Raw genomic sequence first — 13,416 nt, forward strand, 5'->3', positions numbered from 1 at the left:
TGATGACGCAGCCCGACCCCTCCTCCTCGTCCCGCCTGGCCCCCGTCCTGCGCGCCGGCCTGATCGCCGGGGTCGCCCTCGCCGCGATCGCCTTCCCGCTGGTGGGCGCCGGTGGGCTCGGCGCGAAGGCGTTCTCGAACGCCGTCAGCGACCATCCGCAGGACCTGCGGCAGGTGCACCCCGCGCAGACCACCTACGTGTACGCCGCCGACGGCAGGACGCTGCTCACGATGTTCTACGAGGAACACCGCAAGTACGTGCCGATCAACCAGATCTCCCCGTACATGCAGCAGGCCATCGTGGCCGCCGAGGACTCCCGCTTCTACCAGCACCACGGCGTCGACGCCAAGGGCGTCGTCCGGGCCTTCGTGGCCAACCAGCAGGCCGGCGGGGTCTCCCAGGGCGCCTCCACGCTGACCATGCAGTACGTCCGGATGGCGCTGCGGGACGGCGCGCAGACCCCGAAGGAGGCGCTGGAGGCCACCCAGCAGACCAGCGTGCGCAAGGTGCGCGAGATGGAGATGGCGGTCGAGGTCGAGAAGGAGATGACCAAGTCGGAGATCCTGGAGCGGTACCTCAACTCCGCGTACTTCGGCCACCGGGCGTACGGCATCTACGCCGCCGCGGAGATCTTCTTCTCGAAGCGCCCGGCCGACCTCACCCCGCTGGAGGCGGCCACCCTCGCCGGCCTGGTCAAGGCGCCCAGCGAGTACGACCCGGCCAGCTCGGACCAGAAGGAGGCCACCGACCGGCGCAACTACGTGGTCGAGCGGATGCGGGTGATGGGATACGTGTCGGCGCAGGACGCCGCGGCGTACAAGACGCAGCCCATCACGCTGCGGCTGACCACCCCGCCGAACGACTGCGTCTCGATCGACAAGCAGTACAACAGCTGGGGCTTCTTCTGCGACTACCTCAAGGCGTGGTGGGGGCAGCAGCCGGCGTTCGGTGACAACTACTACGAGCGCGAGGACAAGCTGCGGCGCGGCGGCTACAACATCGTGACAAGCATCGACCCCCGGGTGCAGAAGATCGCCGAGGAACAGGTGGCGTCCCGGGAGTCCACCGGCAGCCCGTTCGCGCACGGCGTCGTGGTGGTGGAGCCGGGCACCGGCCGGGTCAAGGCCATGGCGGTCAACCGGATCTACTCCCTCGACCAGAGCCAGAACAGCCCGAACTCCAACGCGGCCCTGCGCGGCAAGGTCCCGGGCAACTACCCGAACACGGTCGTACCGCTGCTCGGCGGCGGCGACCTGCCCGGGTACCAGGCCGGCTCCACGTTCAAGATGTTCACCATGCTCGCCGCGCTGAACGCCGGCATACCGCTGAGCGCGTCCTTCAACGCGCCGTACAAGATCACGAGCATCTACCCGGACGGCAGCGGCGGGCCGACCGACTGCGGCGGGCTCTGGTGCCCGTCCAACGCCAGCGGCGCGATGACCGGCAACCAGACCATGTGGTCCGGCTTCGGCAAGTCGGTGAACACGTACTTCGTCTGGCTGGAGCAGAAGGTCGGGGTGGACAAGGTCGTGGAGATGGCAGAGAAGCTCGGCCTGAAGTGGCGTACCGACATCGACAAGACGCTCGCCTCCCCGATGAAGCGCCGGCTGTGGGGCTCGTTCACCCTGGGCGTCTCGGACGTCACGCCGCTGGAGATGGCCGGCGCGTACGCGGCGGTCGCCGCCGACGGCCGGTACTGCGAGCCGCTGCCGGTGCTGTCGGTGAGCAACCCGGACGGTACGCCGGCCACCTACCAGACCGCCGACGGCACCACCGTGCCGGTCGCCAAGGGCCGGTGCCAGCAGGTGTTCAGCCCGGACGTGGCCCGCGCCGCCACCGATGCGGCCCGCTGCCCGACCGGCGACAAGCCGGCCCGGGGCGGCTGCGGCGGCTGGTCCACGGCCGACAGCGTGCGCGGCACGGTCGGCCGCCCGGTGGCCGGCAAGACCGGTACGACCGACAGCACCCGGTCGGCCTGGTTCGTCGGCTACACGCCCGAACTGGCCGCCGCGAGCTTCATCTCCGATCCGGACAACCCGAACAACGCGGTCGGCGATGGTCAGTCGAACAAACCGGTTGATACCGTCGCCAACACCCTGAAGGGCGCGCTGAAGGACCAACCCGTCCGCCAGTTCTCCGCACCCTCCGACGCCATGGTGGGCAGTTGACCGTTGCCCGGCCCGCCGGCCCGTGCCGGCGGGCGCCGGACGGACGGCGGGTGCCGGACGGCGGGTGCCGGACGGCGGGTGCCGGACGGCGGGTGCCGGACGGCGGGTGCTGGATGGCGGGTGCTGGATGGACGGCGGGTGCCGGACGGCGGGTTGCTGGATGGCGGGCGGTGCTCAGCCCAGGTCGGCGGCCACGAAGGACCAGACCTCAAGGTCGACCCGGCCGCCCTGGACGTACCCGGCGTTGCGCAGCAGGCCCTCGTAGCTGAACCCGGCCTTCTCCACCACCCGGCGGGCCGGGGTGTTGCCCGGCGCCACCCGGACCTCGACCCGGTGGAACCCGTGCTCCAGGATCAGCGCGATGGCCGCCGCGTCCACCGCCTCGGCCGCCAGGCCGAAGCCGCGCGCCTCGGGCGCGATCGCGTACGAGACCTCGGTGACCCGGCAGGCCCAGTCGGTCCGCTTGGTCCACAGGCAGCCGACCAGCCGATCGTCCTCGCGCCTGACGACCCCGTAGTGGTCGCCGCTGCCGCTGTCCCGCCGCTCCTGGGCCGCCTCGGTGCACCACCGCACGGCGTCGACCGTGCCCGGCTGCGGCAGCGGCAGCCAGCGCAGCGTCAGCTTGTCCCCGAAGACCTCCGCCACCGCGTCCGCGTCGTGCCCGGTCAGCGGTCGGACGTGCGCCCGCGGGGTGGAGACGGTCAGCCGCGGAAAGCGACGTACCGCCACGTCACCGGTCACGCCGGGGGCTCTCCGTTCGCCGGCGACCCGGGCGTCGCGCCGCCGTTGGCCGCGGGCATCGCACCGGCCGGCGACACCTGACCGGCGCCGAGGCCCGCCGGAGACACCGGGTCCGCGCCCGCCGGTGAGACCGGACCGGCACTCGCCGGCGAGACCGGACCGGCCGCCCCGGGTGCCGGGATCCGCCCGACGCCCGCACCACCGGACACAGGGGCACCACCAGGCACAATGGCACCACCGGACACAGGGGCACCACCGGACACAGGCGCACCACCAGGCACAGGCGCACCACCAGGCACAGGCGCACCACCAGGCACGGCAGCACCGCCGGGAGTGGCGGCACCGACCGGCCGGCCGGCGCCGCCCGGTGGCACGGGGGCGGCGGGGCCGGCCGGGAGCACCGGGGCCGCCGCGGACACCCGGCCGGCCGGGTCCGGCGGGGCCGCCGCGGTGACCAGCCGCCCGGCGATGCCGGGCACCCCGGCCCAGTGCAGGGTGAGCTGCGAGGCGTGCACGCCGCGCCAGACGTACCCCTCGTCGGTGCCGCCCCACCGCCAGGCCGGCGCCTGACCGGCGCGCGGATGGATCACGGCGCGGTGTTGCTTGTAGCCCACGACCCGGTCGTCGGCGGCGGCCACGACGCTGGCCGACCGGGCGGTCGCCTCCCGGTAGCCGACCACGACCGTGTCCAGGCTGCCGCCCTCGGCGTCCAGTACGCCGCACATCGGCTGGCCGTCGAACTCGCGGATCAGCCACAGCAGGCCGGCGCCCTCGGCCACCACCGGGTGCCCGGTACGCGCCAGCTCGGCCACCGCGATGCAGAGCCGGCGGTTGGCCGACAGCTCCGCCGCGTACGACTCCGGCAGGCCGCCGCCGACGACCAGCGCGCCGGTCCCGGCGGGCAACGCCTCGTCGCGCAGCGGGTCGACGGTGACCACGTCGGCGCCGGCGGCGGCCAGCAACTCGGCCGTCTCCGGGTGCGAGTAGGAGCCGGCGCTGCCGCCTGCCACCGCGACCACCGGCCGCTGCCCAGGGGCCAGCGTCAACTGGTTGCCGGTCGGCCCGGTGACGGCCGCGTCGGCGATGGACCACGCTTCGGCCGACAGCCGGGGCGCCGAGGCCGCGAGCCGGAGCAGCCCGTCGAGATCGACCGTGCCGCCCACCGCCTCCCCAGCCGGCGCACGCCCTGGGCTGCCTCGGAACTGCCGCGCAGCACCGGCACCACGCCGTGCTGCCGGGACGGCAGTACGGCCGGCAGGTCCCGGCGGCGCAGCGCGCCGAAGACCGGCACGCCGAGGTCGTCCAGCGCCTCGCGCAGCAGTTCCTCGTGCCGGTCGGAGGCCACCCGGTTGAGGATCACCCCGCCCAGCCAGAGCAGTTCGTCGTAGGCGCGGAAGCCGTGCACCAGCGCGGCCACCGACTGACCCATCGCCGCCACGTCGATCACCAGGACCACGGGTGCCCGCAGCGCGGTGGCGACCGCCGCCGTCGAGTCGGTGTCCGGGCGGCCGGAGAGGCTGTCGTACAGCCCCATGGTGCCCTCCACGACGGCGATGCCGGCGCCCGCGGCACCGTACGCGAACAGCGGGCCGACCCGGTGCGTACCGATCAGCCGGGCGTCCAGGTTGCGGCCCGGCCGGCCCGCGGCGAGCCCGAGGTACGCCGCGTCCGTCCGATCCGGGCCGATCTTGAAGCCCGCGGCGTCCAGCCCGCGGGCCGCCCAGGCGGCCAGCAGCCCGATCGTGATGGCGGTCTTGCCATGCCCGGACGATGGTGCGCTCACGACCAGGCGCGGCACGGCGGTCATCGTCGACTCCTCGTGTGATGTGCGGCGGTGATGTGTTGCTGTGAATGTGTGGCTGTGGCTCTGTGGGTGTGACGGTGCAGGTGTGGCTCTGTAGCTGTGCGGTGGCGTAGGGCTCTGGCGCGCGGCCGGGACAACCGGGCGAACCCGGGACAAAGCCACAGACCGGGACAGGCCCGACCCCACTGGCGGACGTCCGGCGTGACGATACCGGGCAGCTGGGACAGAACGCACCCCCGTCGACAGGTGTTTACCGGATCTGACGGCGGAAGATCCACCGACCCCACCCGTTGGCCCCGGACCGCCGTCCCCGCACCCGGTCGCCGGCCGAGCGACTGCGGCCGCGGCCGGCGGCGGTCGGCGCGGCCGGCGCGGCCGGCGGCGGATCGAGGGCGTGCCCGGCGGTGCCGGTCGGTGTCGCGGGTGCGCCGCCGCCGGCCGGGACCGCCGGGCGCCCGAGTAGCCTCGGGTCGTGTACCGCTTCCTGCTGACGCCGCGCTGGCTGGGGTATCTCGCCCTCACCCTGGCCGCCGCGGCGGTGATGGTCCTGCTGGGCGACTGGCAACTGCACCGTTACCAGCAGCGCGCCGCGATCAACGGCCGGATCGACGCGTCGGCCACGGCCGCGCCGGTGCCGGTCGACCGGGTGCTGCCGCCCGCCGGTACGGCCGCGGGCAGCGCCGGGGCGGAGCCGCCGGCCGACGCCGAGTGGACCCGGGTCACCGTCACCGGCGAGTACGACCCGGCGAACCTCATCCTGATCCGCGGTCGCACCGTCGACGGGCAGGTCGGGTTCGAGGTGCTCACCCCGCTGCGGACCGCCGGCGGCCACGCCGTCCTGGTCGACAGGGGCTGGATCCCGCCGGCGCCGGGCGCCGCCACCGTGCTGCCGCAGGTCCCCGCGACACCGTCCGGCGCGGTCACGGTGCTGGCCCGGGTACGCCGGTCGGAGAGCCGGCCGGACACGGTGCAGCACCGCGGCGGCCGGCTGGAGAGCCGGCGGATCTCGGTGCCGCGCCTCGCGGCCGAGCTGCCATACCCGGTGTACGGCGGATATCTGCTGCTCGACGAGCAGACCCCGGCGGCGGATCCGGCGTTCGTGGCGATACCCGTGGAACACCAGAACGACTGGCAGAACGCCGGCTACGTGGTGCAGTGGTGGCTGTTCGCCGGGATGGCCCTGTTCGGGTACGGCTGGGCGGCCCGCCGGGAGGCCCGCGGCGGCCCGACCGCCGCCGGACCGGACGCCGACCGGGTGCCGGCGGTCGCCGCCGGCCCCTGACCGGCCGCGGCCGGCGTCGCCGAACCGGCCTGCGCCCGGCGTCGGGCCGGCAACCCGGGCCGCAGCCCGGCGCGGAGCCCACCACCGGTCGCAGCCCCGTGCGGAGCCCACCACCGGTCGCGGCCCGGCCTCAGCCCGGCGGCCGGCCGCCGTGGATGGCCCGGACCGCGTCGATCGTGTCGGCCTCCGCGGCCGTCTTGTCGTCCCGGTAGCGGACCACCCGGGCGAACCGCAGGGCCATCCCGCCCGGATACCGGCTGCTGCTCTGCACCCCGTCGAAGGCGATCTCGACGACCTGTTCGGGGCGGACCCGGACCACCCACTCGCCGCGCTCGACGGCCAGGTCGAGGAACCGCTCGGTCTGCCACCGCAACAGCTCGTCGGTCAGCCCCTTGAAGGTCTTGCCCAGCATCACGAACCCGCCGGTGTCCGGGTCGCGGGCGCCCAGATGCAGGTTGGACAGCCAGCCGCGGCGCCGGCCGCTGCCCCACTCGACGGCCAGCACCACCAGATCCAGGGTGTGCCGGGGTTTCACCTTGACCCATGCCGCGCCGCGCCGGCCGGCGTCGTACGGCGCGTCGGGCGCCTTGATCACCACGCCCTCCTGGCCGGCGTCGATCGCGGTCGCGAAGGCGGAGGCGGCCTCCTCGGCGGAGTGCACCTCCAGCCGCCCGACCACCAGGGCGGGGGCGACGGTCGCCGCGAGCGCCGCCCACCGGTCCCGGCCGGGCGCGTCCAGCAGGTCCGTGCCGTCCAGGTGCAGCAGGTCGAAGAAGTACGGGGTGAGCGTGGTCGTGCCGCTGCCGGGGGCGCTCGGGGCCGGCGCGGCACTGGCGGCGCCGGCCGCGAGCCGACGGCGGGCGCCTCGGGTGGCGGCCCGGCTGGCGGTCTCCTGGAACGGCCGGGGCCGCCCGGTGGCGTCCAGCGCGATCGCCTCGCCGTCCAGCACCAGCTCCCGGGCCGGCAGCGCGCGGACCGCGGCCACCACCTCGGGCAGCCGCACGGTGATGTCGTCCAGGCTGCGGGTGAAGACCGAGATGTCGTTGCCGGAGCGGTGCACCTGGATGCGGATGCCGTCGAGTTTGACGTCCACCACCGCCGGGCTGCCGGTCGCCCCGAGCGCCTCGTCGACCGAGGAGGCGCTCTGCGCGAGCATCGGTGCGAGGGGCCGCCCCACCCGCAGGCTGAACTCGCCCAGCGCGGCGGCTCCGCCGGTCAGCGCGGCCACCGCCACGGCACGCAGGTCTCCGGCCATCAGCAGGGCACGGCGGACCAGCGGCAGCGGCACCTGCGCCGCCCGGGCCACCGCGTCGGCCAGCAGGCCGGCCTGGGCGCCCTGGCGCAGCTCGCCGCTGAACAGCCCAACGAGCATCCGCTGCTCGTCCGTGGTGGACCGGGCGAACAGCGCCGCGAGCAGCGCCCGGCGGCGCTGCTGCGAGCCGGAGCCGGCCACCGCGGACAGCTCTTCGATCGCCGCGTCCACCTCGGTGACGCTCAGCTCCGGCTCGGCGGCCGGCGGGGGCAGGTCGCGCAGGCTCGCGTAGCCCACCCCGGTCTGTCGCTGCCGCAGCTCGCCCGCGAGGTATGCCGCGCCGATGCTGATCTCGTCGATCCGCAGGTCACGCAGGGCGGCGGCGAGCAGGTCGACCTTGGCCCGCCGGCCGGAGATCGCAGTCACGGCGGCCGAGGTGGCCGCCAGGTCGAGGAACCGCACGTCCCCATCCTGGCAGCCACCACCGACAGCGAGCGCCGGTCGGGAAACCCCGGCGGCTCAGGCGGCGACCGGTTCCTCCACCCGCAGGCCACGGGCCCGGATACCGTCGGCCACCCGGGACAACGCGGCGTCGAGCGCCACGAGCGCGGTGGAAAGCTCGGCAAGCTGGTCCTTCAGCATGTCGTCGGACCACGTGGAGACGTCGACGTCCCCCAGCGCACTGACCGCGGCGTCCAGCCGCGCAATGGCGTCTTTCGTACTCATGTTCGAAAGCTTACCGTACCGGGTGGCCCGATACGGGATGTTCGGCAAACTCCCGCCCGGGTGTCGCCGGCTCAGCCCGGGTGTCGCCGGCTCAGCCGCGCCCGGCCTCGGCCACCTTCGCCAGCAGCAGCGCCTCGGCCAGACAGACCCGGGCGAACTCGCCCAGGTGCAGGCTCTCGTTGGGTCCGTGCGCCCGCGAGTCCGGGTCCTCCACGCCGGTCACCAGGATCGCCGCGTTCGGGAACATCTGCTGGAACGTGGCGATGAACGGGATCGAGCCGCCGACACCCATGTCCACCGGCTGGGTACCGTCCCAGGCCGCGGTGAAGGCCGCCCGGGCGGCGTCGTACATCGGGCCGGAGCTGTCGATCTCGCAGGCGTCGCCGTCGTGCTCGAAGGTCACCGTGACCTGCGCGCCCCACGGGGCGTGCTTCTCCAGGTGGCCGACCAGGGCCGCGTACGCCCGCTTCGGGTCGTCTCCGGGTGCGAGCCGCAGGCTGAGCTTGGCCTTGGCCACCGGCACGATCGCGTTCGGCGCCCCCGTCGTGGGCGGCGCGTCCACGCCGAGCACGGACAGCGCCGGCTTGGTCCAGATCCGGTCGGTCAGCGCCCCGGTGCCGATGAACTGCACCCCGTCCACCATGCCGGCCTCGGCGCGCAGCCGGTCGTGCGGATAGTCCACGGTGGCGCCGGTCCGGGCGACCAGCCCGTCCACCGCCACGTCGCCGGCGTCGTCGTGCAGCGTGGCGAGCAGCCGCGCCAGCGCCGTCACGGCATCCGGTACGGCGCCGCCGAACATCCCGCTGTGCACCGGGTGCGTCCCGGTACGGACCTCGACGAAGCAGTTGACCATCCCGCGCAGCGAGGTGGTCAGCGCGGGCCGGCCGATGTCCCAGTTGCCCGAGTCGGCGATCACCATGACGTCGGCGGCCAGGTCGGCCTGGTGCTCGGCGATCAGCCGCTCCAGCGACTCGGAGCCGAACTCCTCCTCGCCCTCGATGAACAGCACGACGCCGACCGGCAGCCGATCCCCGTACGCCCGCAGCGCCGCGACGTGCGCCATGATCCCGGCCTTGTCGTCGGCGGCGCCCCGGCCGAAGATCCGGCCATCGCGCTCCACCGGCTCGAACGGCTCGCTCTGCCACAGCGACAGGTCACCCACCGGCTGTACGTCGTGATGCGCGTACAGCAGCACCGTCGGGGCTCCGGGCGGCGCCGGACGGGTGCCGATGACCGCCGGCTGGCCGCCGGAGCGCACGATGCGCACGTCGAGCGAGCATCCGCGCAGCAGTTCGGCGACGGCCTCGGCGGAGCGCTCCACGTGCGAGTGGTCGAACCCGTCGAAGGCGATCCCCGGGATGCGGACCAGCCGCTCCAGATCGGCCCGGACGCCCGGAAACTCCCGCTCGATGGCGGCACGCAGGTCGGATTCGGTCGGCATCGGTGAGATCATGACGGAGATCGTAGGCCGGCCGTACGGGCTCCCGCCGACCGTCTCCGGCTCAGTCCGCCGGCTCGGCTCCGTCGCGCGGACCCGGCCAGCCCTCGTCGCGGGCGGCCCGCCCGGGGCGGCGAGCCCGGGCGGCGCGGGCCGCGGCCTCGCCGGCGGCGCCGGTCCAGGCCCGGGCGCGGCCGATGCCGCCGCCGACCAACGTGCCGACCTCGCCCGCACCGTCGCCCAGCCGGCGCAGCAGCCCCACCAGCGGGTCGGACGAGGAGTTGAAGCTTTCCCGGTACGACTCGGCAGCCGCCTTGATCTCGTCGGTCACCGAGGCAGCCTCGTCCTCGGAGCGCCGGGGATAGTCGCCGGACAGGATCCGGGCGTACTCGCCGGAGTCCACTTAGCGACGCAGGTCCGCGGCCCGCGCGACCGGCGCCGGGTGGCTGTTCCACGCGGTCATCCGCAGCTTGTGCACGCTGTCCCGCAGGTCACCGCCGCCCTCGTACTCGCTGGCCTGCTCCAGGAACGCGGCCGTGTCGATCTGGCTGAGGTCCCCGCCGCCGGCCAGTTTGATCAGCAGCCGCACGGCGGCGGCCGGGTCCTGGCCGGCGAGCAGGCCGGCCCGGTCCGCCGACAGCTCGGCCTTGCGCCACCACTCCAGCATCGCGGCGATGATGGCCCGCAGCGCCAGCGCACCGACCGGCAGCCAGCTCAGGTTCGCGGCCCACCGGGTGAGGATCGTCAGCATGGTCTTGTAGATGGCGTGGCCGCTGCCCACGTGCCCGAGTTCGTGGCCCAGCAGGCAGCGCAGCTCGTCGTCGTCGAGCTGGTCGACGGCGGCCGAGCCGAGCACCACGAACGGCCGGTCCAGCCCCACCGCCTCGGCGGTGATCCACGGTGACTGGGTGACGAAGAGTTCGGGCAGCTCCGGCAGGTCGAGCACGCGGGCCGCCTCGGCGTACCGCTGGTGCACCCGCGGGTACTGCCGGTGGTCGACCCGGATGCCGGCGGCCAGGTACGACAGCCGGAAGGAGCGTTCGTTCCACATCCCCATGAAGGCCTTGACGACCTCGTCGAAGCCGCGCAGTTCGCGCAGCGCGGTCAACGCGCCCCGGTCCGCGGGGTGCTCCCAGGCCCGGGACGAGATCCCGGTGAGGACCACCCGACGCCGGGCCGGCGGTCCGGCCGTGCCCTGCTGGGCTTCTGTCATGGCCCACTCCCCCCATCGCCGGCCGGTCCGCCGCGGATGGGGTCGCCGGCTGGCCCGTCCCGATCGTGCCCCAGCCGGGCCGTCGCGTCCATGCCCGGGGACCAGGCTTCAGCACAATCTCTGGTACTGATCCCCCAGCTACGCCCTTCCCCGGCCACGCCGTCGATGACCAGGTCGACGGCCGCGGCGGTGCGGTCGGCGGCGAAGTGCTCGGCCTCGGCCGCCCGCCAGCGCAGCAACTGTGGGCGGATCCGCGCGCCGTCGCGGGCCAGCACGCGGTCCAGCCGCAGCCGGTCGGGGGCGGTCACGAACACCGCGAGGGTCAGCTCCGGCCGGATCGCGGCGCGGGCGGCGCTCACCCCCTCCAGCAGCAGCACCCCGGCCGCCGGGACCGGCACCAGCGCCTCGGTGAACCGCCCGCTGTCCCAGTCGTACCGGTGGTAGCCGCCCGGCCGGCCCGACCGCAGCGGCCGGAGCACCCGTTCGTCCAGCCGGCGCCAGAAGGTGAACTGGTCGGACCAGCCGTCCAGCAGGTCGTCGGTGTGCAGCACGGTGACCGGCTCCGCCGTACCCGTCCGGTTGTCGGCCCGGCGCAGGGCCGCGGCCAGCCGCTCGGTGAAGTAGGTCTTGCCCGCCCCGCTCGGCCCGTCCACGGCCACCAGCCGCACGGCGCCGAGCCGGGCCGGCGCCGACCGGATCCGCCGGGCCAGTTGCGGGTACGTCTGTCCGCGGCTCATCGCCGCGCGTACCGGCTGGTCGGGCGCGGGTCGCAGGGCACGGTCGGCGGCACGTGGCCAGTATGCTCCGCCGTTCGAGGGGTGCCGGACGGTCGGGCCGCCGGGTGCGCGGGGGGCCGGTCACACTGGGCCGGTGCGACAGTCCTCAGACCGCGGCGTGGACGCGCTGCTGGCCCGGGCCCGGGCCGGGATCCGCCGGTTGAGTCCGCGGGAGACCCTGGTGGCCCGCGAGCGGGGCGCGCTGGTGATCGACACGCGCACCGAGACGCAGCGCGCGGAGCAGGGCGAACTGCCGGGGGCGCTGGTGATCGACCGTACCGTCCTGGAGTGGCGCGTCGACCCGGACAGCCCGTGGCGGATCCCCGAGGCCACCGACCACGACGTCGAGATCATCGTGGTCTGCCACCAGGGCTACAGCTCCAGCCTCGCCGCGGCCACGCTGCGCGCCCTCGGACTGCACCGGGCGACCGACATGGTGGGCGGTTTCGCGGCCTGGCGGGACTGCGGTCTACCCGTCAGTCCCGGTCCCGCCGACGTTCGCCGCTGATCCGGCCGCCGGCGCCGGTCAGACCGCCGCCGCTGATCCGGCCGCCGCTGATCCGGCCCTCGCCGCCGACCGGGAGGTGGCGACGACGACCGCCCCGAGCGCCGCCGCAAGCCCGACGGCCCGGGAGATCCGGACCGCCCGCCGGATGTGCCGGAACTCCGGTCGAGGCCCGTCCCCGAGGTACGGGCGGACCTCCACCCGGCCCGCGTAGACGTTGCGGCCACCCAGGCGTACGCCGAGCACCCCCGCCATCGCGGCCTCACACTGACCGGCGTTGGGGCTGGGATGATCGGCCCGGTCCCGGCGCCACACCTGCCAGGCCCGGTGCCGGTCGCCGTGCGCCACCGGCCCGAGCAGAATGGTCAACAGCCCGGTCACCCGGGCCGGCGCCAGGTTGAGCAGGTCGTCCAGCCGGGCGGCCGGCGTACCGAACCGGGCGTACCGGGCCGACCGGTGCCCGACCATGGCGTCCAGGGTGTTCGCCGCCCGGTAGGCCAGCAGTCCCGGCAGACCCGCCACCGCACCCCAGAACAGCGGCGCCACCACGGCGTCGGAGGTGTTCTCGGCGACCGACTCGACGGTCGCCCGCGCCAGTTCGGCCTCGTCCAGCGCCGACGGGTCCCGCCCGCAGAGGTGACCGAGCCGGCCCCGCGCGGCCGGCAGGTCGTCCCGGCTCAGCGCGTCCGCCATGGCCCGCCCCTCGACGCCGAGGGTCCGCCCGCCGAGCACCGCCCAGGTGCCGGCCGCCACCAGGGCGGCCCGGGCCACCGGGCGCCGCCGGGTCAGGGCGGCACCGGCCGCGCCGGCCAGCACCGCCGCGCCGACGGCGACGGCGGTGTGCGCCGCACCGGCCGTGCGGGAGTCCCGGTACAGCCGCCGTTCCAGGGCGGAGGCGGCGGTGCCGAAGCCGGCCACCGGGTGCCACCGGCGCGGGTCGCCGAGCGCGGCGTCCAACGCGTACCCGGCGGCCAGCCCGACCGCGTCGGCCAAGCTCGGAGGTACCCCTCGTGCCACCACGCGCTCCCGTCCGTCGGCCCGGTCCGTGCGGGCAGCCTAGTCATTGTCCGCTGCCCGGGATCCGGACCGTCGGACTCACCGGACCGTTCATCCTGGCCAGAAGCGCAGTCGGTGAATGGACGGGCAACCTGGAGACGCAGCTCGGCGGGACGCTTGTCGACAAGCTCGAAGAACTGGATACCCTGCTGTCGAGGTGGGAGGCGGTCCGCAACGAGGCAATGTCCCACCGTCAGCCGGTCGAACGGATGAAGGAAGTTGTGAAGTCATGGACCTGAGCGACGCGTCCTGACGCAGAGCCACCCGCAGCGGGGCAGGTGGCGGTGACTGCGTCGAGGTTGCCGACAATCTGCCCGGCATGGTGCTGGTCCGCGACAGCAAGAACCGCCACGGCGGCATGCTGACGATCAACCCCGTCCGGTGGCAGAGCTTCGTCGAGCGGGCAAAGCAGATCGGGCCGGTCGGCTGACCGACCCCTACGAACTGCACGGCGC

The 13,416-nt window shown here is 74.7% G+C and carries 9 protein-coding genes and 3 pseudogenes; 4 read left to right on the top strand and 8 right to left on the bottom strand.

Features of this window, described 5'->3' with window-relative positions:
• Positions 1–2: 2 nt before the first annotated feature.
• A complete protein-coding gene (locus CIK06_RS22525; RefSeq protein WP_095566480.1) occupies positions 3–2,168 on the top strand; it encodes a transglycosylase domain-containing protein in 2,166 nt (721 codons plus the stop codon).
• A gap of 174 nt (positions 2,169–2,342) precedes the next feature.
• Here CIK06_RS22525 and CIK06_RS22530 read toward each other — a convergent pair whose 3' ends face one another.
• Complete coding sequence (locus tag CIK06_RS22530; RefSeq protein ID WP_095566481.1) at positions 2,343–2,909, bottom strand: GNAT family N-acetyltransferase; 567 nt, start codon at positions 2,907–2,909, stop codon at positions 2,343–2,345.
• Between the two features lie 440 nt (positions 2,910–3,349).
• Positions 3,350–4,716: pseudogene (locus CIK06_RS22535) on the bottom strand (cobyrinate a,c-diamide synthase); the annotation flags it as partial.
• A gap of 469 nt (positions 4,717–5,185) precedes the next feature.
• Between CIK06_RS22535 and CIK06_RS22540 the strand changes: the two are divergent.
• Entirely contained in the window at positions 5,186–5,995 is an 810-nt protein-coding gene (locus tag CIK06_RS22540) for an SURF1 family protein (RefSeq protein ID WP_232533802.1), read from the top strand.
• A gap of 130 nt (positions 5,996–6,125) precedes the next feature.
• On the opposite strand, the gene CIK06_RS22545 is transcribed toward CIK06_RS22540, so the two are convergent.
• The 5 genes and pseudogenes from CIK06_RS22545 to CIK06_RS22565 form a co-directional block, all read right to left on the bottom strand.
• Positions 6,126–7,709 (bottom strand): ATP-dependent DNA ligase, encoded by a 1,584-nt coding sequence (locus tag CIK06_RS22545; protein WP_095566482.1) that lies wholly within the window; start codon positions 7,707–7,709, stop codon positions 6,126–6,128.
• Between the two features lie 57 nt (positions 7,710–7,766).
• Positions 7,767–7,973, bottom strand: a complete 207-nt coding sequence (locus CIK06_RS22550; protein WP_095566483.1) for a hypothetical protein — start codon at positions 7,971–7,973, stop codon at positions 7,767–7,769.
• Between the two features lie 91 nt (positions 7,974–8,064).
• Positions 8,065–9,414 (bottom strand): dipeptidase, encoded by a 1,350-nt coding sequence (locus tag CIK06_RS22555; RefSeq protein WP_369916006.1) that lies wholly within the window; start codon positions 9,412–9,414, stop codon positions 8,065–8,067.
• 61 nt (positions 9,415–9,475) lie between these two features.
• Positions 9,476–10,624, bottom strand: a pseudogene (locus tag CIK06_RS22560) (M48 family metallopeptidase).
• Positions 10,621–11,361 (bottom strand): uridine kinase, encoded by a 741-nt coding sequence (locus CIK06_RS22565; protein ID WP_095566485.1) that lies wholly within the window; start codon positions 11,359–11,361, stop codon positions 10,621–10,623. The pseudogene CIK06_RS22560 and the gene CIK06_RS22565 overlap by 4 nt, the downstream one beginning before the upstream one ends.
• 133 nt (positions 11,362–11,494) lie before the next feature.
• On the opposite strand from CIK06_RS22565, the gene CIK06_RS22570 reads away from it, so the two are divergent.
• Positions 11,495–11,908 (top strand): rhodanese-like domain-containing protein, encoded by a 414-nt coding sequence (locus CIK06_RS22570; RefSeq protein ID WP_095566486.1) that lies wholly within the window; start codon positions 11,495–11,497, stop codon positions 11,906–11,908.
• An 18-nt stretch (positions 11,909–11,926) separates the two neighbouring features.
• Here CIK06_RS22570 and CIK06_RS22575 read toward each other — a convergent pair whose 3' ends face one another.
• Complete coding sequence (locus tag CIK06_RS22575; RefSeq protein WP_095566487.1) at positions 11,927–12,898, bottom strand: cobalamin biosynthesis protein; 972 nt, start codon at positions 12,896–12,898, stop codon at positions 11,927–11,929.
• A gap of 319 nt (positions 12,899–13,217) precedes the next feature.
• Between CIK06_RS22575 and CIK06_RS22580 the strand changes: the two are divergent.
• A pseudogene (locus CIK06_RS22580) lies at positions 13,218–13,391 on the top strand (DUF397 domain-containing protein); the annotation flags it as partial.
• Between the last annotated feature and the right edge of the window lie 25 nt (positions 13,392–13,416).

This window comes from Plantactinospora sp. KBS50, from assembly GCF_002285795.1.
GTDB lineage: Bacteria > Actinomycetota > Actinomycetes > Mycobacteriales > Micromonosporaceae > KBS50.